21 protein-coding genes are annotated in these 19,564 nt (G+C 59.1%); 9 read left to right on the top strand and 12 right to left on the bottom strand.

The genetic code is table 11. From position 1 onward, the window contains the following. Positions 1–70: 70 nt before the first annotated feature. Both ACI514_RS17795 and ACI514_RS17790 read right to left on the bottom strand, forming a co-directional pair. Positions 71–661 (bottom strand): HD domain-containing protein, encoded by a 591-nt coding sequence (locus ACI514_RS17795; protein ID WP_160056700.1) that lies wholly within the window; start codon positions 659–661, stop codon positions 71–73. A gap of 14 nt (positions 662–675) precedes the next feature. After that, the gene (locus ACI514_RS17790; RefSeq protein WP_160056702.1) at positions 676–987 is read right to left on the bottom strand and encodes a DUF962 domain-containing protein; all 312 of its coding nucleotides are present in this window, start codon (positions 985–987) and stop codon (positions 676–678) included. Between the two features lie 164 nt (positions 988–1,151). Between ACI514_RS17790 and ACI514_RS17785 the strand changes: the two genes are divergently transcribed. Then, positions 1,152–2,213 carry an AraC family transcriptional regulator gene (locus ACI514_RS17785; protein WP_202982146.1) on the top strand — a complete coding sequence of 354 codons (1,062 nt, stop codon included), beginning with the start codon at positions 1,152–1,154 and terminating at the stop codon, positions 2,211–2,213. Here the strand turns inward: ACI514_RS17785 and ACI514_RS17780 are convergent. Next, entirely contained in the window at positions 2,170–3,624 is a 1,455-nt protein-coding gene (locus ACI514_RS17780) for a TrkH family potassium uptake protein (RefSeq protein ID WP_016984216.1), read from the bottom strand. The genes ACI514_RS17785 and ACI514_RS17780 overlap by 44 nt on opposite strands. Before the next feature lie 121 nt (positions 3,625–3,745). Here ACI514_RS17780 and ACI514_RS17775 point away from each other — a divergent pair, with 121 nt between their 5' ends. Further along, entirely contained in the window at positions 3,746–4,312 is a 567-nt protein-coding gene (locus ACI514_RS17775) for a nitroreductase family protein (protein ID WP_160056704.1), read from the top strand. Positions 4,313–4,626: 314 nt separating this feature from the next. On the opposite strand, the gene ACI514_RS17770 is transcribed toward ACI514_RS17775, so the two are convergent. The 6 genes from ACI514_RS17770 to ACI514_RS17745 form a co-directional block, all read right to left on the bottom strand. Beyond that, complete coding sequence (locus tag ACI514_RS17770) at positions 4,627–5,967, bottom strand: sensor histidine kinase (protein WP_405122116.1); 1,341 nt, start codon at positions 5,965–5,967, stop codon at positions 4,627–4,629. A 168-nt stretch (positions 5,968–6,135) separates the two neighbouring features. Next, positions 6,136–6,585: a Spy/CpxP family protein refolding chaperone gene (locus tag ACI514_RS17765; protein WP_016987938.1), complete on the bottom strand. Its 450-nt coding sequence runs from the start codon at positions 6,583–6,585 to the stop codon at positions 6,136–6,138. 231 nt (positions 6,586–6,816) lie between these two features. Next, on the bottom strand, positions 6,817–7,494 hold the full coding sequence (locus tag ACI514_RS17760; RefSeq protein WP_095050143.1) for a response regulator transcription factor: 678 nt from the start codon (positions 7,492–7,494) through the stop codon (positions 6,817–6,819). A gap of 7 nt (positions 7,495–7,501) precedes the next feature. Further along, positions 7,502–7,912 (bottom strand): translation initiation factor 2, encoded by a 411-nt coding sequence (locus ACI514_RS17755; RefSeq protein WP_038363742.1) that lies wholly within the window; start codon positions 7,910–7,912, stop codon positions 7,502–7,504. Between the two features lie 150 nt (positions 7,913–8,062). Next, complete coding sequence (locus tag ACI514_RS17750; protein ID WP_160056708.1) at positions 8,063–8,362, bottom strand: YciI family protein; 300 nt, start codon at positions 8,360–8,362, stop codon at positions 8,063–8,065. A 1-nt stretch (position 8,363) separates the two neighbouring features. Then, positions 8,364–8,963, bottom strand: a complete 600-nt coding sequence (locus ACI514_RS17745) for a septation protein A (RefSeq protein WP_007919675.1) — start codon at positions 8,961–8,963, stop codon at positions 8,364–8,366. 87 nt (positions 8,964–9,050) lie between these two features. On the opposite strand from ACI514_RS17745, the gene ACI514_RS17740 reads away from it, so the two are divergent. From ACI514_RS17740 to rluB, 6 genes are all read left to right on the top strand, one after another. Beyond that, positions 9,051–9,914 (top strand): PHP domain-containing protein, encoded by an 864-nt coding sequence (locus tag ACI514_RS17740; protein ID WP_405122115.1) that lies wholly within the window; start codon positions 9,051–9,053, stop codon positions 9,912–9,914. A gap of 13 nt (positions 9,915–9,927) precedes the next feature. Then, positions 9,928–10,557 carry an L-threonylcarbamoyladenylate synthase gene (locus tag ACI514_RS17735; RefSeq protein ID WP_038363745.1) on the top strand — a complete coding sequence of 210 codons (630 nt, stop codon included), beginning with the start codon at positions 9,928–9,930 and terminating at the stop codon, positions 10,555–10,557. Positions 10,558–10,680: 123 nt separating this feature from the next. Continuing rightward, positions 10,681–11,379 carry a ScpA family protein gene (locus tag ACI514_RS17730; protein WP_172828192.1) on the top strand — a complete coding sequence of 233 codons (699 nt, stop codon included), beginning with the start codon at positions 10,681–10,683 and terminating at the stop codon, positions 11,377–11,379. 11 nt (positions 11,380–11,390) lie between these two features. Beyond that, a complete protein-coding gene (gene scpB / locus ACI514_RS17725; RefSeq protein WP_160056712.1) occupies positions 11,391–12,386 on the top strand; it encodes an SMC-Scp complex subunit ScpB in 996 nt (331 codons plus the stop codon). 143 nt (positions 12,387–12,529) lie between these two features. Continuing rightward, positions 12,530–12,721 (top strand): DUF1289 domain-containing protein, encoded by a 192-nt coding sequence (locus tag ACI514_RS17720; protein WP_160056714.1) that lies wholly within the window; start codon positions 12,530–12,532, stop codon positions 12,719–12,721. Positions 12,722–12,864: 143 nt separating this feature from the next. Next, positions 12,865–14,088, top strand: a complete 1,224-nt coding sequence (gene rluB / locus ACI514_RS17715) for a 23S rRNA pseudouridine(2605) synthase RluB (protein WP_141127197.1) — start codon at positions 12,865–12,867, stop codon at positions 14,086–14,088. Positions 14,089–14,295: 207 nt separating this feature from the next. Here rluB and ACI514_RS17710 read toward each other — a convergent pair whose 3' ends face one another. Both ACI514_RS17710 and ACI514_RS17705 read right to left on the bottom strand, forming a co-directional pair. Then, positions 14,296–15,261 carry a leucyl aminopeptidase gene (locus tag ACI514_RS17710; RefSeq protein ID WP_405122114.1) on the bottom strand — a complete coding sequence of 322 codons (966 nt, stop codon included), beginning with the start codon at positions 15,259–15,261 and terminating at the stop codon, positions 14,296–14,298. 71 nt (positions 15,262–15,332) lie between these two features. Beyond that, positions 15,333–15,470, bottom strand: coding sequence for a hypothetical protein (locus ACI514_RS17705; protein ID WP_003222780.1), 138 nt, complete (start codon positions 15,468–15,470; stop codon positions 15,333–15,335). Positions 15,471–16,363: 893 nt separating this feature from the next. Between ACI514_RS17705 and ACI514_RS17700 the strand changes: the two genes are divergently transcribed. Continuing rightward, positions 16,364–17,782, top strand: coding sequence for an amino acid permease (locus tag ACI514_RS17700; RefSeq protein ID WP_405122113.1), 1,419 nt, complete (start codon positions 16,364–16,366; stop codon positions 17,780–17,782). A 68-nt stretch (positions 17,783–17,850) separates the two neighbouring features. Here the strand turns inward: ACI514_RS17700 and glyA are convergent, their stop codons facing one another. Continuing rightward, a complete protein-coding gene (gene glyA / locus ACI514_RS17695) occupies positions 17,851–19,200 on the bottom strand; it encodes a serine hydroxymethyltransferase (protein ID WP_405122112.1) in 1,350 nt (449 codons plus the stop codon). Between the last annotated feature and the right edge of the window lie 364 nt (positions 19,201–19,564).

Here is a 19,564-nt window from a genome sequence, read left to right as displayed (position 1 = left end):
CAGGGGTACGCATTTCAACTGTAGGAGTGAGCCTGCTCGCGATGAACCGCGCAGCGGTTCCCGAGGATGATTACGCTGGCGAGAGTTCCTCCATCGCCGCTTTGTAAATCGAGTTCTTCGGCTGCGCAAACAACCGTTCCATCATCGGCTCAAAGAAGCTCAACGGCAGCGTGTCATAGTCAGGATCAAACGCCGCCGCATCGTATTTGGCACAGAACTCGGCGGTCGCCTGAAACTGCGGATGACCGGCGAACTGCTCACGCAGATGCCGATCCATGCCCAGATGATGAAAGAAGTAATACCCCTGAAACACCCCGTGCTTCTCGACCATCCACAGATTTTCGGCACTGACGAACGGCTTGAGAATCGCCGCAGCAATGTCCGGATGGTTATACGAGCCCAGTGTGTCGCCAATGTCATGCAGCAGTGCACAAACCACATATTCTTCGTCGCGGCCATCACGAAAGGCGCGGGTCGCGGTTTGCAGTGAGTGGGTCAGACGATCCACCGGAAAGCCGCCGAAATCGCCTTCCAGCAGTTTCAGGTGAGTCAGGATTCGCGAAGGCAGTTGTTTGGCGTAGGCACTGAAATCCGCAGCGATGATCGCCCAGTCTTCTTGGGTGCCGTCTTTCATATGGGTGAAGCGGGCATTGGCATTCATTGGCTGACCCTCATTCAGAACGCCACGCGACCCAGAATCATGTCGCGGTACATGACGAAGTCGCCGAGCAGGCTGTACAGCGGATGCTGGAAAGTCGCCGGGCGGTTCTTTTCAAAAAAGAAGTGCCCGACCCAGGCAAAACTGTAACCGGCCAGCGGCACCGCCAATAGCAGCAGCCACGCGCCTTTGGCGATGGTCATCGCCAGTATGAAAATCACCAGTGTCGTGCCGATGAAATGCAGGCGCCGACAGGTGCTGTTGCTGTGTTCGCTGAGATAATACGGATAGAACTCAGCGAAGCTGTTGAAATGCTTGATGTTTTCCACGACCGCGTTCTCTGTGGTTATTGTTCTGGCGACGAGTTGTTCTGCGGGTAGCTTATTTGAGTCTAGAGTGATCATTGGCGTGGGCCAGTGACAATCGGCGCCACTTTAGTATCCTTCGCAAATCAGGCCGTAACATGCGGCCCCTCATGTAAAAGAAAAACGCCATGAGCGAACGAACGACTTCTGCAAGCTGGGCGATGGGGATTGTCAAAGCATTGGAGATGGACGGCCTGGATTGCCGGGTTCTGTTCAAGCAGCTGGGGCTTGATTACACGGCTCTGGATGATCCGGATGCGCGCTTCCCGCAAGATTCCATGACCCGCCTCTGGCAACGGGCAGTCGAGCTGTCCGGCAACCCGGCGATTGGCCTGAACATGGGCAAGGTGGTGCGACCGGCGTCGTTTCATGTCGCCGGCTATGCACTGATGTCGAGCAATACCCTGGCCGAAGGCTTCCAGCGACTGGTGCGTTATCAGCGCATCATCGCCGAGAGCGCCGATCTGAGTTTTCGGTTACTTGATGAAGGTTATGCGCTGATTCTGACGGTGCACGGCGATCATCTGCCGCCGACCCGGCAAAGTGCCGAAGCCTCGCTGGCCTGTGCACTGGGCCTGTGTGGCTGGTTGAGCGGGCGTACCCTGCATCCGGTCAAAGTCTTGGTGCAGGGCGCTGAGCCGGATGACCTGGAACCCTATAAACAAGCTTTCCACGCACCGCTGATGTTCAACGCGCCCTACGATGCGCTGATCTTCGAGCGTGCCGACATGGAAGCACCGCTGCCCACCGCCAACGAAGCCATGGCGCTGTTGCATGACCGCTTTGCCGGAGAATATCTGGCACGGTTTTCCGAAAGCCGCGTGACCCACAAGGCGCGACAGGTGCTGTGCCGGTTGCTGCCACAAGGCGAGCCAAAGCGCGATACCGTGGCGCAAACCCTGCATTTATCGCAGCGTACCTTGCAGCGGCGCTTGCAGGAGGAGGGCACCAGTTTTCAACAGTTGCTCGACGACACCCGCCGCGAACTCGCCGAGCAGTATCTGGCGCAACCGAGCATGACCTTGCTGGAAATCGCTTATCTGTTGGGCTTCGCCGATCCGAGCAACTTCTTTCGCGCGTTCCGCCGCTGGTTCGACACCACGCCCGGTGACTACCGGACGCGGTTGTTGCAGGCGCCGGCTGCGGTCAGTGACGCCAAAAGGCCGGAATACACAGCACAAACACCGTAATGATCTCCAGTCGACCGAGCAGCATGCCGAACGACAGAATCCATTTGGCTGCATCGGGCAGGGTGGCGAAGTTGCCCGCCGGGCCGATGGTTTCGCCCAGGCCCGGGCCGACACCGGACACGGTGCTGGCGGCACCGGTCAGTGCGGTCATCCAGTCGACACCGAGCAGCGACAGCAGCAGGGCGATCACGCAGATGGTGATGGCGAAGAAGAACGAAAACGTCAGAATCGAACGGACGATCTCTTCGTCGAGGCGGTGACCGTTGTACTTCTGCTTGATCACCGCGCGCGGGTGAATCAGCTGATTAAGGTTGGCCTTGAGCAGGATGTAGGCGACCTGGAAACGGAAAATCTTGATCCCGCCCGCTGTCGAACCGGAACAGCCGCCGACAAAGCCCAGATAGAAAAACAGCATCAGCGAGAAGTTGCCCCACAGGCTGTAGTCGCCGAGGGCGAAACCGGTGGTGGTGACTACCGAGGTCACGTTCAGTGCGACGTGGCGTAGCGCATCGAGCCAATGCAGATTGGTCGTCCACCAGTACCAGGTGCCGAGCACCAGCCAGGTCACCAGCAACATGCCGAGCAAACCCTGCACCTGCTGATCCTTGATCAACGCCTTGCGGTTGCCGCGCAGCGTCGCCACGTACAGTGTGAACGGCAGGCTGCCGAGAATCATGATGACCACCGCAACCCAGTGCACCGCCGGTTGCGTCCACTTGGCCAGCGACTGATCGGAGGTCGAGAACCCGCCGGTGGAAATCGCCGACATCGCGTGGTTGATCGCATCGAACGGGCTCATCCCGGCCCACCAGAACGCCAGGCTGCCAAGAATGGTGATGCCGACATACGCCGCGACGATCAGCCGCGCCACCATGTGCGAACGCGGCATGACCTTTTCCGAGCGGTCCGAGGATTCGGTCTGGAACAGGCGCATGCCACCGATGCGCAGCAGCGGCAGAATTGCCACCGCCATACCGATAAAGCCGATGCCGCCGATCCAGTGCAGCAACGAGCGCCACATCAGGATGCCCGGCGACATGTCGTCGAGATGATTGAGCACGGTCGAGCCGGTGGCGGTAATGCCCGACATACTTTCGAAGAACGAGTCGGTGTAGCTGATGTGCTGAGTCAGCAAGAATGGCAGCGCGGCAAAAATGCACACCACCAGCCAACTGCTGACCGTCAGCAGGTACATGTCGCGCGGGCGCAGATGAATGTGTTCGGGCCGGCCGGGAATCACCAGCGCGAGGCCTGCGACGAAGGTGATCATGCTCGCCCAGAGGAACGACGGCAGGTCGCTGGTGCGTTCAAAAATCACCAGGGTGGCCATCGGCACGACCATGGCCACGGCCAGGGTGATCAGGAAGATGCCGATGATGAAACCAATGATCCGTAAGGTCGGCAACGCCATGAAGTCCGCTCGGGCTGATGTGGGAAGGGCGCCATTCTACCCGTGGGGCAGGGCATGTAAACCGGCATCCTGTTGGCAGATAAAGCTAGAATAGCCGCACATATTTTTCAGGAGGTGGCCGATGCAGGCTCTCGACGCGTTGCTCAACCGTGTTTCCGTTCCACGACTGGTCGAACCGGCCCCCACTGCCGAGCAGCGCGAAGCTCTGTTTGGTGCCGCATTGCGCGCGCCGGATCACGGGCATTTGCAGCCGTATCGCTTTCTGACCGTCGAAGGCGCAGCGCGCGAGCAGATGGGCGAGTTGTTGGCCGAAGCGGCGCAAATGCAGGAAGGCGAGGTCACCGAAGCGATGATCGACAAGGCCCGTAACGGTCCGCTGCGTGCACCGCTGGTGGTGGTAGTGATCGCCAGATTGCAGGAACACGTTAAATATCCTAAGGCCGAGCAGTTGCTCGCGGCCGGGTGTGCGGCGCACGGGATTTTGCTGGCGGCGTATGCGCAGGGGATTGGTGCGGTTTGGCGTACGGGGGATTTGGCTTATTCGCAGCATGTGGCTAAAGGCTTGGGGCTGGCGGAGGGTGAAGAGGTGATTGCGTTTCTTTACCTTGGCACGCCGCAGAAGGAGCCTCGCGTAGCTGAAAAGGTCGACCTGACCGAGTTCGTTAGTGTCTGGCCTGGTAAAGCCTGAAGATCAAAAGCCCCTCACCCTAGCCCTCTCCCGGAGGGAGAGGGGACTGATTTGGGGGATGCTGTAGAGGTACGCCGACCTGAAAGTGCTCGGCTGAATCCAGAGTCGATAACGGTTCCGATGCATTTCGAGCTCGGAGTCGATAACGGTTCCGATGCATTTCGAACCCAGAGTCGGCGACGATTCACGTGCCTTCCGGGCCCATAATCAACTCGGTTCTTCAGGTCGATGTAGGGCGCAAGACACCTCGGTCTGCCCCCTCTCCCTCCGGGAGAGGGCTGGGGTGAGGGGCTTTTCTGGGGTGAGGGTGGCTTTTAGGGTTGGACAACGGCACCAGGCACCAATGGCAATTCCAGACTGGCAATAAACCCGCCCTGCGGATGATTGGCCAGCGTCAAACTCCCACCATGGCGCTCCGCCGCCCTTCGTGCAATCGCCAGGCCCAGACCATGTCCCGCCGCCGTCTGCCCTGGCGCGCGATAAAATGGCTCGCCCAACTGACTCAAATGTTCAGCCTGCACCCCCGGCCCATGGTCACGCACACTCACGACAATTTTTTCGCCCTGACGCGAAGCCTGCATCTCAATCACCTGACCCTCCGGGTTGAAGCGTTGAGCATTACGCAGCAGGTTATCGACGGCACGCTCGATCATCGTCGGCCAGCCCTTCAGGTTCAACTGTGGTTCGGCATCGAGACGGACAATCTGCTCGGGTGATGCAAGCTTCGCATCCTTCTGCAACGTGCCGAGCAAGGCATTCAGATCCACCTCTTCAGCACTGGCATTGTCAGCATCGACTCGCGCCAGCACCAGAATTTCACTGATCAAAGCTTCCAGCCGATCGCACTCGCGGGTCAGTCGTGGCCAGAGTTTCTCGCGTTCTTCGGGGTTGGCCCGTTCCGCCAGCGCCAAGGCAATGCGCAGCCGCGCCAACGGTGAGCGCAATTCGTGAGACACGTCGCGCAACAGCTGCCGTTGGCTGCCAATCAGGCTCTGCAGACGCGCCCCCATGCGATTGAAGTCATTAGCCAGTACACCAAATTCATCGCGACGGTTAGCCAGTTTCGCCAAGCTGTTCTGCTGATAAGTCGTCTGCCCGAGATCATGCACTGCGCCGCGCAAACGGCTGAGCGGGCGGGTGATGGAGAAGGTCACCAGCAAACTGAACAGGGTCAGCACCACCAGCGCGATGCCCAGTGCGCTCAGCGGCCATAGCAGGCTTTCGCGGTGCCAGGCGTCGAGTTCCGGGTGCGGGATACGGTAGATAAAGAGGTAAGTGTCACCGGTTTTTTCACTGGTGAACTCATCGGTCAGGCGCCGCCAGGGCAGGCGGCGGTCATCGTTGTTCTGCCGCGCTTCGAAGGCGGCGGCGCGGCGCGGGAACGTCCCACGCACCAGCGGATCGCCGCTTTCGTTGAGCACTTGGACGTCGATGTGATATTGGCGTTTGCGCTGTTCGAGGATGTCCTGGGCGGCTTCTTCGCCCTGGGCTTCGTAGGTTTGCGTCCATTCGCTGGCGAGGCTGTTGAGGCCCGGATGGCGGCTGAGGATCCACGCGTCCTGGTTGAGCATGTGCCCGAGCAGAATGGACAACCCGGCCACCAGCGCGATGGCCAGCCAGAAGCTCGCGAGAATACGCCAGAACAATGAACGCACAGAGATTCCTCAATCAAACACAAATCCCTGTAGGAACTGCCGAAGGCTGCGATCTTTTGACTTTGTTTTTTAAGATCAAGATCAAAAGATCGCAGCCTTCGGCAGCTCCTACAGGTTCCGGGTTGCAAAAGACCCGACGGGTTAACCGTCGGGTCCGGGGTCAGAACATTATTGCGCCTTTTGCGCCTGTTGCGCTTTCCACGCCTTGAACTCGGCCCATTCGGCGCGACGCTCGGCCTGTTTCTTCTGGATCTCGTCGAATTTCTTCTGTTGATCCGGTTTCAACACGGCGCGCACATCGGTCTCGGCTTTTTTGTGGTTGGCGGCCATCTCGTCTTTCATGGCTTTCTGGTCAGCCGGCGAGAGTTTTTCCAGGTACTTGTCGACCACTTGCTTACGCTCGTGCATCTGCTCGCCCATGATCTTGCGGATCTGCTCGCGCTGTTCACGAGACAGGTCGAGTTGGCTGTACGGGCCTTTGCCGTGCATGCCGTGCATCTGACCGCCGTGGCGTGGGCCGTCAAGCGGGCCACCCATCGGGCCGCCGTCTTGCGGCATGGCCATGGCGACGGTTGGCAGAGCGGCAGCGAACATCAGAGCGATAAGAGTCTTGCGCATGGTGTATCTCCTTGTCTCGTTCCCGGTACGTTCCGGATGAGTACAGATTACGGAGATCAAGGTCAGCGGCGGTCAGCACTGCGTAAAGCTTCGGTAAAGACGCTTCGGGTCCAACCTTACACATGCCGTGTGTAGGAGCTGCCGAAGGCTGCGATCTTTTGATCTTGTTTTTAAAAGACAGATCAAAAGATCGCAGCCTTCGGCAGCTCCTACAGTGGGAATGGGCGCGGTTCAGAGGCTATAGAAGTAACCGCGGCTACGCAGAGCGACGATGCGCGGGCGGCCGTCGGGGTGCGGGCCGATCTTTTTGCGCAGATTGCTGACGTGCATGTCGAGGCTGCGGTCGTACAGGGTCAGCTTGCGACCGAGGGCGATCTGCGCCAGTTCCTGTTTGTCCAGCGGCTCGCCCGGCTGTTTTAGCAGCGCTTCGAGCAGACGGCTTTCGGAAACAGTGAGGGTCAGTTCTTTCTCGTCGATGCTGACCACGCCGCGCACCGGGCTGAAACTCAGATCGCCCAGCTCAAGCTGAGTGGACACCGCCGCCGGATGGCTGCGGCGCAGTACAGCGCGCAGACGTGCGGTCAACTCGCGCGGATCGCACGGTTTGGCCAGATAATCGTCGGCGCCCAGTTCCAGGCCAAGTATACGATCCAGCGGCTCGCCGCGGGCCGAGAGCATCAGCACCGGCAGATCAGCGTGATCGTTGCGCAGTTGCTTGAGCAGTTCCAGACCGCTGCCGTCGGGCAGCATCACGTCCAGCACCACCGCCGCCGGGGCCGTTTCAGCCAGTGCCTTGCGGGCGCTCTGGCCATCGTGGCAGGCACGCACGTGGAAGCCTTCCTGGCTTAGCCAGCTACTCAGGAGTTCGCACAACTCTTGGTCATCATCAATCAGTAACAGCTCGCTCATGACTCACTCAATTTAGCCATTGCCGACGTTTTCGGCTTGCTCCACTGGCAAAGATACCGCAGAGCAGCGCCAATAGCGCTACTCCGGCGCCCGTGACGAACCACTGCTGCTGATCGGTCAGCAGACGCGGCAGCGGGCTGGCCTGGGCTTCCTTGAGTTGCAGCTTGAGACGCTGGTTCTCCTGGCGCAACCGGGCAAGCTGGGCACTTTCGCGGGTGTTGTCGGCATTTTGCAGTTGTTTGCTCAATTCTTCCCGTTGCTGCTCGCTGGCCTTGAGGCGCTGTTGCAACTCGGTGATCTGGCTGCCGGCGCTTAACGACAATGGCGTGGAGCTGCCGCCTTCGGTGGTTTCCTCACCATGGGCGGGTGCCATGATCGACAACGTGACCAACATCAGACACAACGGACCCTTGCGCATCGCGACACCTGTTTCCAAATGGATATTGGGCAGGTTGTCGGCAGGCAAACGAGAATAATGAGCGATTGAGAGCAGCAAGAACCAGGAAGGTTCAGTGTCAGCGGCAATGTCGCGGGTGATGAGGGGAGAAATCCCCTCATCACCGGACTTTCAAGGCAGGACTTGTTTGAACGGTTTCACGAGCACATTGGCGTAGACGCCAGCGGCAATATACGGATCGGCATCTGCCCACGCTTGCGCTGCACTCAGCGAATCGAATTCGGCGACGATCAGGCTGCCGGTGAAACCCGCTTCGCCCGGATCATTGCTGTCGACGGCCGGGTGTGGGCCGGCCAATACGATGCGGCCTTCGCCCTTGAGCGCTTGCAGGCGTTCCAGATGCGCAGGACGCGCGGTCAGGCGTGCTTCGAGCGAGTTGGCGACGTCGGTGGCAATGATTGCGTAGAGCATGTCAGTCCTCGGTTTTTGGTGTTGTTGTGGTATCGGCATCGTGCAGGTGGCGCGACAGGTAAATGCCCTGTGCGACCAGGAACACCAGAGTCATGCCCAGGCTGCCGAACACCTTGAAGTCCACCCAGTAGCTCTGGAAGGTGAAGGCGACGAACAGGTTGGCAGCCCCGCAGAACAGGAAAAAGGCGATCCAGGCGATGTTCAGGCGGGTCCAGACCGGATCCGGCAGGGTCAGCGCGTGGCCCATGATGCGTTTGATCAGCAGACGGTCACCGATGAAGTGACTGCCGATGAAGGCGACGGCGAACAGCCAGTTGACCACCGGCGCTTTCCATTTCAGGAAGGTCTCGCTATGGAAAGCCAGTGTCAGGCTGCCGAACACCAGGCAGGCGATCAGGGTCAGCCATTGGCTCTTTTCCAGCTTGCGCTGTTTGATGAACAACGCGCCATACACCACCAGGGAACTGATGATCAGCATCGCCGTGGCGCTGTAAATACCGCCTACAGTCACTTCATGGCCAGCGATGTCGACGACCCGTGGATCAAGTTTGTAAACGATGAAGAACAGCAGAAGCGGGATGAAATCGATGAATTGTTTCACAGTGAGAGCCAGAAGCTGGATGTGGCGGCATAATAACAAACATATGGGCGCGCGATAGCGCCAGCTGATTTGAGGTTACAACTCCCCGTGAATGTTGATTTGCACTGCCATAGCACGGCCTCCGATGGCGCCCTGGCGCCTGCGGTTCTGGTTGCGCGTGCGTTCGAGAACGGCGTGCGAGTCCTGGCGTTGACCGACCACGACACCCTCGAAGGCCTAGCCGAAGCGCGCGTGGCTGCCAATGAGTTGGGCATGCAACTGGTCAACGGCGTCGAATTGTCCTGTACGTGGGGCGGCGCGACCATTCATGTGTTGGGCTACGGTTTTGATGTGAATGCCGCGCCGTTGGTCGAGGCGATTGCCAAATTGCACGATGGCCGCTGGCTGCGGTCGGAAGAAATAAGCCGCAAGCTCGCCCTCAAGGGCATGCCCGGTGCCCTCGAAGGCGCCCGGCAGGTTCAGCAGGAACTGGGCGACAGCGGCAACGCCCCGGCCCGTCCGCATTTCGCCGACTGGATGGTGCGTGAAGGTTTTGTAAAGGATCGCGCCGAAGCCTTCCGCAAATGGCTCGGCGCCGGCAAGCTGGGTGACGTCAAGTTGCACTGGCCGACGCTGGAAGACACCGTTGGCACACTGCGCGCCGCCGGGGCCTGGGTCAGCCTGGCGCATCCGTGGCACTACGATTTCACCCGCAGCAAGCGCCGGAAGCTGATTGCCGACTATATTCAAGCAGGCGGGCATGCGATCGAGGTGGTCAATGGCTATCAGCCTGCGGAACAGGTGGGCAGCCTGGCAATCCTTGCCCGTGAGTTCGGTCTGCTGGTCAGCGCCGGCAGTGACTTCCATGGCCCTGGCGGCTGGTCCGAGATCGGCCAGTACCGGCCGGTTCCCGAGGACCTTCCACCCCTGTGGTGTCGGTTCAAACATGACACAGATATTGCCGCCGTCTGAACAGGTAGAGAATGTGAGTCAATTTTTCCAGATTCATCCGGAAAACCCGCAAGCGCGCCTGATAAAGCAGGCGGTCGAGATCATCCGCAAGGGCGGGGTGGTGGTTTATCCCACGGACTCTTCCTACGCGATCGGTTGCCAGATCGGCGATAAAACCGCGATCGAGCGTGTTCGTCGCCTGCGTCAGCTCGATGAAAAGCACAACTTTGCGCTGATCTGCAGCGACCTGTCGCAACTGGGCAACTACGCCAAGATCGACACCGGCACCTTCCGCATTCTCAAAGCACATTTGCCGGGGCCATACACCTTCATTCTCAACGCCACCCGCGAAGTGCCGCGTCTTTTGCTGCATCCGAAGAAGCGCACCATCGGCCTGCGTGTGCCGAGCCATCCGATTGCGCTGGCGCTGCTGGCCGAACTCGGCGAGCCGCTGATGAGTGTGACCCTGATCATGCCTGGCGATGAAGACCCGCTGAGCGATCCGTACGAAATGCGCCAGTTGCTTGAGCACCAAGTGGACTTGATCGTCGATGGCGGCTTCGGCGGCATCAAGGCCTCCACGGTGATTGACTTGACTGGCGACGACCCGGAAGTGGTTCGCGTCGGTTGCGGCGATCCGACGCCGTTCATGGTCGAGGCCTGAATGTCCGCAGTGGAAACCGTTGTCGATCCCCAGGCCGGCGCTCAGCAAGAGCTGCCGTTTGCCATGGTCTATGGCCAGGCGGTCATGGAAATGCCGCTCGACCTGTACATCCCGCCGGATGCACTGGAAGTCTTTCTTGAAGCGTTTGAAGGCCCGCTTGACCTGCTGCTGTACCTGATCCGCAAACAGAACATCAACATCCTCGACATCCCGGTGGCGGAAATCACCCGTCAGTACATGGGCTATGTCGAGTTGATGCAGTCGGTGCGTCTGGAGCTGGCCGCCGAGTATCTGGTGATGGCCGCGATGCTCGCCGAGATCAAGTCGCGCATGCTCCTGCCCCGCGCCGAAACCGTCGAAGACGAAGAAGACGACCCGCGCGCCGAACTGATCCGCCGCTTGCAGGAATACGAGCGCTTCAAGGCGGCCGCCGAAGGTATCGACGGCTTGAGCCGGGTCGGTCGTGACGTGATCGTGCCCAAGCTCGACGCCCCGGAAGCCCGCGCGCGCAAGCTGTTGCCGGATGTCGCGCTGGAAGAGATTTTGATGTGCATGGCCGAAGTGCTGCGCCGTGGCGATATGTTTGAAAGCCACCAGGTCAGCCGCGAGGCATTGTCCACCCGCGAGCGCATGAGCGATGTGCTGGAACGGCTCAAGGGCGGCGGTTTTGTGCCGTTCGTCGAGTTGTTCACTGCCGAAGAGGGCAGGCTGGGTGTGGTGGTGACCTTTATGGCAATCCTTGAACTGGTCAAGGAATCCTTGGTCGAGCTGGTGCAGAATGAGCCGTTCGCCGCGATCCACGTGCGAGCCCGAGCCGAATAACGAGTCGAAACATGAACCTGACTGAACCCCGCGAGCTGGCCTCCCTGCTTGAAGCCTTTCTGTTGGCCTCGGGAAAGCCGCAATCCCTTGAGCGCCTGTTTGAACTGTTTGAAGAAGGCGAACGGCCCGAGCCTGCGGTTTTCAAGAAAGCCCTGACCCTGTTGGGCAAATCCTGCGAAGGCCGCGCGTTCGAGCTCAAAGAAGTCTCGTCGGGCTATCGCTTGCAGATTCGCGAGAAGTTTTCGCCATGGGTTGGCCGACTCTGGGAGGAACGCCCGCAGCGTTATTCCCGTGCGTTGCTGGAAACCATTGCGCTGATCGCTTATCGCCAGCCGATTACTCGGGGCGAGATCGAAGACGTGCGTGGCGTGGCGGTGAACAGCAACATCGTCAAAACCTTGCTGGAGCGCGAGTGGATTCGCGTCGTTGGTTACCGCGACGTGCCGGGCAAACCGGCGATGTTTGCCACCACCAAGATGTTTCTTGATCACTTCAACCTGAAAAATCTCGAAGACCTGCCGCCGCTGGCCGAACTGCGCGAGATGGAAACCGACCCGGTACTCGATTTCGACGACGCCCCGGTGCCGCAGGGCCTGCAGGAACTTGCCGACGCCAGCGCCGAGCCGGAGGAGGAGAAGGAAGAGACCAGTTTCCACACCTTGCTGTTGGAGCTGGACAGCATGGAGGAGGGGATCAAGACCGACTTCGACGACTTGCTGCGGGATGCGGCGGATGGTGAGGCGCCGACGCCTGAAGCAGAAATCGAGACTGAGCCTGAGCCGCAGATCGCCCAGCCAACCATCGAAGTTGAACTTGGAGCCGAGCCCGAAGCCGAACCGGACGAGGACATTCTTGGTGTCGCTGAGGCCCGCGAAAAGCTGTTGGCCGCCGTCGCCGCCCTCGAGCAACCGGCGCCAGAACCTGAACCGGAGCTAAGCGAAGAAGAAGCCGAAGCCCGCGCCCTGGCCGAAGCCATCGAAGCCGAACGCCGCGAATTCGAAGACTGAGCCGCCCTCAAAACCACCGCGATCCCCTGTAGGAGTGAGCCTGCTCGCGATAGCGGTGTATCTGCCAAGAAGATGTCGACTGACACACCGCTATCGCGAGCAGGCTCACTCCTACAGGGATTTGTGTGTTTCTGGAGACTGCGATGAGTTCCACCAAAGACCCGTGCATCAGCGTTTGCAAATTCAGCGACGACATCTGCCTCGGCTGCGGCCGCAGCAAGCGCGAAATCAAAGCCTGGAAGAAACTCGACAAGGACGACAAGCGCAGCGTACTGGCCGAAGCTGCGCTGCGCCTGATCAAACTCGGTGGCGCCGGTCGGCGGAAAAAGAAATAACTGTCGATCGATCAGCTAGTCTCTGATGCGCGACGGCGCACATCCGCGTATGATTCGCGACCCTTCGCCGATCCCTTCGGCCGAGAACCCAGATTTCAATGCTTCAGGCGCCGCCTGAACAGACCACACCGGGAGGTGCCCAGATGAGCGACATCATTCAGAAAGACGACCAGGAAATCGGCCCCGCAGGCGAAAAACTGCAGAAAGTCCTCGCCCGTATCGGCGTCGGCTCGCGCCGTGACGTGGAGTCCTGGATCAGCCAGGGCCGGATCAAGGTCAATGGCAAAGACGCCACCCTCGGTCTGCGCGTCGACATGCACGACGCCATCACCATTGATGGCAAGGTCATCAAGCGTGAAGAGGCGGCCGAATCGGTACGCCGCGTGATCATGTACAACAAACCCGATGGCGAGATCTGTACCCGTGACGATCCGGAAGGCCGTCCGACCGTGTTCGACAAGCTGCCGCGTCCGAAAGAAGGTCGCTGGATCAACATCGGTCGTCTCGACATCAACACCACCGGTCTGCTGATGTTCACCACCGACGGTGAGCTGGCCAACCGCCTGATGCACCCGTCCTACGAGATGGACCGTGAATACGCCGTGCGTGTACGCGGTGAAGTCGACGACGAAATGATCGAGCGTCTGAAGGCTGGCGTGGTGCTGGAAGACGGCCCGGCCAAATTCACCGACATCAAACAGGCGCCGGGTGGCGAAGGCTTCAACCACTGGTATCACTGCGTGGTGATGGAAGGCCGTAACCGTGAGGTCCGTCGTCTGTGGGAATCGCAAGGTCTGGTGGTCAGCCGCTTGAAGCGTGTGCGTTTCGGTCCGGTGTTCCTCAACTCCGACCTGCCGATGGGCCGCTGGCGCGAAATGAGCCAGTACGAAGTCGACATTCTCAGTGCTGAAGTCGGCTTGACGCCGGTTGCCATGCCGCAGCTGAACGCCAAGAGCAAAGACAAGCTTGAGCGTATGCAGCGCAAATCGTCGCGTCCGATGGGCAAGACCGAGCGCGTACGTACGCTGCGTCCAGCCGCTGGCGCGCCGACCGGCCCACGCCCGAGCCGTGAGCCGCAGATCGAAGGCGAGCGCCCAGGTCGCAAGCCAGTTGCCGCCCGTGACGGCGAGCGCGCTCCGCGTCCGGCCAACGGTCGCACCGAGCGTGGCGAACGTGGTGCACCTGCCGGTCGTGGCACGCCTGTGGCGGATCGTCCAGCGGACACCACCAACAAGCGCCCGGCCAAGCCTGCGCCGAAGCGTCCGGGGATCAAGCTGGTTGACGGCGACAAGCCGTCGGGCAAGCGCCGTGGCGCACCGGCCGGTTCCGGTCAGCGTCCGGGTTTCGGTCGTAAAAAGCCGGAATAAGGCAGGTGTGAGCTTCTACCGGCAAGCTTCAAGCCAAAGCAGAAACGCCAATCTCAGGGTTGGCGTTTTTTTTCGTCTGGCGAAAGAGTTGTAGTGGTTGAGAGATTGCTATCGCGAGCAGGCTCACTCCTACAATTTGAAATGCGTTCCCCTGTAGGAGTGAGCCTGCTCGCGATGACGTCGGTGGCATCAACACAAAGCTTAAAGTCAGAACACAAACCGTCCATCAAACACCGGCTTGTCATCCAGCGCCAATACCCCGCCAGAAAAGATCAGATCCAGATGATGACTACCCTTGGCGCCACCACCCAACCCAAGGTGCAAACCACAATGCCGTTCCTCAAACCCGGCATTGCGCGCATACAGATCCTTCACACCTTCATTGGTACCAATCCCCAACTCCTCAATCCGCCGGTTCGACGGATTCGCATCCAAGTACTTGTTGAAATCATGCTCCAGCCCCGGCACCTCGGTGGCGATGCGGCTGATGGTCGAGTTCTCGATCCACAGTTCCAGCGGTGATTCCAGCACGCCGTATTTGCGCGCAAACGGGATGGTGCTGAGGAATGTGCCCTTGAACTTCACATGGCCGTTGATTTCCTCACTGTGAGTAGCGATCTCACCGGGCGCCAAGTCAAAGTTGCCGACACCGTTGAGGTCAGTCCACTTCTTGATGCTGCTCAGCGGTGTTTCAAACCATGAGCCTTCATCGTCCTTGAAGCTCAGCGTGGTCGCTTGGGACATACGCTGGATCAAGTGGCTGTTCAGGCCGGCAATCCGCTGCGGCGTGACGCTGAAGGTGTCGTAGAAATAATCGCCGTAATCCTTGAACAGCAGCGACTTTTTCCAGTTTTCTGCCATCACGCCTTGCAGCGCGCGGACGAATTCCGGGCCGTCGGGGCGTGGGTTGGGGAGGGTGGAAGAGTCGTAGAAGAAAATGTACAGATCGCTGTCGGTGATAGCCGAGGTCAGCGCTGTGGTGCTTTCCAGGTCCAGGCGTCGGGCACTGAATTGGAAGCGTGGATGATCGCCAGCCTGTTCGGCGATGGCGCCGGTCAGCGCTTGGTAATCAGCTGTGTGGCCGAGCAATACCTTCGCCGAGTCGAGGCCGGCAAGGGCAGGGTGATGTTCGAGGTAGTAAAGGAAATGCGAGATCGCGCGGGGCTTATCCATGAGTCCTCCCTGACTGACCGTGAAGAAAGCGGCAGGCACGACCGGCCGGATCGTGCCTGCCCGGGGATGTCTTACAGAGGCCACATCGCCGTGCCGAACGGAACTACCGCATCGGCTTGCATCATTTCCACTGCTGCCTCATGGGTCGGTGCTTCAAACCATTCGTCCAGTTGCAGTTCGGTATCCAAGTCTTTTTCCAGTGCTTGCATGGTCGATCTCCTAGATGACTTTCACGGTTGTGACTGGCCGGTCGAGGTGGCCGGCAAGACGTGAAGAACCTAGTTCAGAGTTTTTTGTAATGCAAAAAATTATTCATTTAATTTTTAAATAGACTTTTTATTCTGTTTTTCAGCGTAAGTTTTCTTATTTGAAAACAAAAAACTAAATAGCGCGTTTCATTAGCAAGCTAGCTACCGTCAATTTGCAGACGTCTGACAGATATTTCTGAAATGGAAACTTTGCGTTACGCATTGTAAATAAATATTTACGAAAAACCCGGTAAACCTGAGTGAATCCAACCCGCCATGGCCGCTGTAAGGAAAACCTGCCGCAGCCTGCTCCGCCGCGGGCTGGGCAGGGCTCTGGCGCGCTTGTTTCAGCGGCGTTTGCAGGGTGATATGCGCCCCATGCCTGTCGTGCAGGTGCATAACAAGAAGGAGGCGCAATGAACGCCGTGACTGATCTCCACCTCTCTCCGTGGGACGGTTTTTTCCTCGTCCATGCCGATGGCCTGCAAAGGCCTGACTCAATTTTTGCAGCCGCTCGAGTATCTCGAGGCGGACACACGCAATCCCGGCAACCGACACGCTGATCCAGCGGGGTCTGGCAGCAGGGGGTTAGCGGTGTACAATGCGCCGCGTTTTAACTGTGACCCTCTGCGTAATCGCGCAAATCTCAAGGCTATCCGCCTTGTTCACTCCGTTGCGCCACAAGCGTTTCGGGTTCGATTTCGTCACAGATAAAAACAAACAGGTGACGCATGACCGTTGTAAACAAGCTGAACTCCTGGTGCCTGCGCTGGGGTTTGATCGGGGCTGCCTGAAATCGCAACCTTGCAGCAACGTCTACTGAACACCATCAAACCTTGCGTGAGACCTTTTTCATGAGTGGACAACCCTCGCAATCAGGCGAGCTGAAACGCGGCCTGAAAAATCGCCACATTCAACTGATCGCCCTCGGTGGCGCGATCGGTACCGGATTGTTCCTCGGCTCGGCCGGGGTATTGAAATCCGCCGGCCCGTCGATGATCCTCGGCTACGCCATCTGCGGCTTCATCGCCTTCATGATCATGCGCCAGCTCGGCGAGATGATCGTTGAAGAGCCGGTGGCCGGTTCCTTCAGCCATTTCGCGCACAAGTACTGGGGCGGCTTTGCCGGGTTCCTGTCGGGCTGGAACTGCTGGATTCTGTACATTCTGGTGGGCATGTCGGAGCTGACTGCGGTCGGCAAATACATTCACTACTGGGCGCCGGATATCCCGACCTGGGTTTCTGCGGCAGCCTTCTTCGTGCTGATCAATGCGATCAACCTGGCCAACGTCAAAGTCTTCGGTGAAGCCGAATTCTGGTTCGCGATCATCAAGGTCGTGGCGATCGTCGGCATGATTGCACTCGGCAGCTACTTGCTGGTCAGCGGTAATGGCGGCCCGCAGGCCTCGGTAAGCAACCTGTGGTCGCACGGTGGTTTCTTCCCGAACGGGGTGAGCGGTCTGGTGATGGCCATGGCGATCATCATGTTCTCCTTCGGCGGTCTGGAAATGCTCGGGTTCACCGCTGCTGAAGCTGACAAGCCGAAAACCGTGATCCCGAAAGCGATCAACCAGGTGATCTACCGGATCCTGATTTTCTACATCGGTGCACTGGTGATCCTGCTGTCGCTGACGCCATGGGACAGTCTGCTGGAAACCCTCAACGCGTCCGGCGACTCGTACAGCGGCAGCCCGTTCGTGCAAGTGTTCTCGATGCTCGGCAGCAACACCGCCGCGCACATCCTCAACTTCGTGGTCCTGACTGCTGCGTTGTCGGTGTACAACAGTGGCACCTACTGCAACAGCCGCATGCTGCTGGGCATGGCCGAGCAGGGCGATGCGCCGAAAGGTCTGGCGAAGATCGACAAGCGTGGCGTGCCGGTGCGGTCGATCCTGGCTTCGGCTGCTGTGACACTGGTTGCGGTGCTGCTCAACTACCTGATCCCCCAACACGCGCTGGAACTGCTGATGTCGCTGGTGGTTGCAACGCTGGTGATCAACTGGGCGATGATCAGCTTCTCGCACTTCAAGTTCCGTCAGCACATGAACAAGACCCAGCAGACGCCGCTGTTCAAGGCGCTGTGGTACCCGTACGGCAACTACATCTGCCTGGCGTTTGTTGCGTTCATCCTTGGTGTGATGCTGCTGATCCCGGGCATTCAGATCTCGGTGTATGCGATTCCGCTGTGGGTGGTGTTCATGTGGGTTTGCTACGTGATCAAGAACAAGCGCGGTGCGCAGCAGGCCGTGCACGCGGCAGGTGCTGCCAAGTAAGCGCTGACGCAGAAACACAAAACCCGGCCTGAGTGCCGGGTTTTTTTATGGATGCAAATGTTGAAGCGCTATTGATAGTCGGCGAAAGGATAGTCCCTGCACAGGGTTTCGACCTCTGAGCGAAACTGCGCAAGGAGCAAGGGCTCCAGGGTGTAATCCTGTTCGCCGAGCGGCGCCACCGTGTTCAGAATCCGCACGATCAAATCGACGATCTGGCGGCTGCCGTGGACATCGACCCGGCGTTGCGCCAGAGCAGCCGTGCCGATTCGAAGCCCGCTGGTGACAAGTGCCGAACGGTGATCGTCGGGTACGCGATGTCTGTTGACGATGATCCCGCAGTGCCCCAGCGCCGCCTCCGCGATAGCTCCCGTGATGCCACCCCGCAAGCGAATCAGCACCGTATGGTTTTCACTGCAGCCGCCAACCACTTCATAATCCTTGGCCTGAAACGCTTTGGCCATTTCATCGGCCGTGCTGCGGATCTGCGCCATGCAGGCGTCGAATGCTGCGGACATTGCATAACCCAGCGCTGCAGCCTTCGCAGCGATCATGTTGGCAGCAGGCGCGCCCTGCATTCGCGGGTAAACGGCTTGATCAAGCAGGCGACTGAAGGTGGTCCGCAAACCGGGAATCTTGGTGTTCGCATCAGCACCGCTGAGAATCACCCCGCCGCGAGGCCCGGCGAGTTGCTTGTGCGTGCACGTGACGGTGACGTGTGCAGCGTCGATCGGACTGGGATGGCGCCCGGTGGCGACCAGCCCGGCGATATGCGAAATGTCGGCGAGCAGGATGGCCCCGGCTTCATCGGCAATTTCACGAAACCGCTTGAAGTCCACTTCGCGCGAATAAGCGCTGGCGCCGCAGAGGATGACGCGTGGGCGATGGGCGAGTGCGAGCAGGCGCACCTTGTCGTAATCGATCAGGCCGTCTGCTGTCGTACCGTACTGGATCGCCTTGTAGTAGGCGCCCGAAAACGCGGCGAGGCTGCCATGCGTGAGATGACCGCCGTGTTCCACCGCCATGCCCAGCAAGGTGTCGCCGGGCTCAAGCAAGGCCGTGAGCACTTGGTAAACGGCGTTCGACGCTGAGTGTGGCTGCACGTTGGCGTATTGCGCGCCGAACAGTTGCCGCGCCCGGCGGATGGCCAGCGATTCGACCAGCTCGACATTTTCGCACCCAGCGCTGTGACGCTTGCCGGACATGCCTTCTGCGGTCACGTTGACAAGCACAGAGGCGGAGGCCGCCAAGGTTCGCGGCTGGACTGCGCAGGAGGAGGAGACCAGTGAAAGCGTGTGCTGTTGACGCGTGATTTCAGCGTCGAGAATTGCCGCCAGTTCGGCGTCTTCTGCGCGAAGATCCGCCAGGCCGCGTCGCAGCAAGTCAGCCTGGTTTTCGAGCGGTTCAGTAATGACTGCCATTGCTTGATTCCTTCCCTGGTTTTGCGTGATTTGCGCATGTCCTTGCTTGCCAGATCTGTACAGGCGAATCCGTGTTTTGACCGCTGTGCGTGCAAAACTAAACTCTGTACAGGCCTCCCGGTTTTTCGTTCTTTCACTCTTGAGAATGCGACGCCGGATTGACGCATCATAAATTTTTCAGTGAGGAACGCCACAGAATTAATCAAAAAAATGAACATTCTTCAAAGAAAATGATTCTTTTTGTAGTCGCGTCGGGTGTAAAACAGGCATTGCCCGGGGCCGATTTTCAGGCCATGGGTGGAAGTGGACAGGAACTGACGAGTCATTAGCGAGGCTGAAATAGCCCCGCATGTTGGCGGAAGCA

Source organism: Pseudomonas sp. M20, assembly GCF_045037865.1.
In the GTDB taxonomy this organism is placed as follows: domain Bacteria; phylum Pseudomonadota; class Gammaproteobacteria; order Pseudomonadales; family Pseudomonadaceae; genus Aquipseudomonas.
The sequence above is the reverse complement of the archived record's forward strand: the minus strand, read 5'-3'. Positions and strand labels throughout refer to the sequence as shown.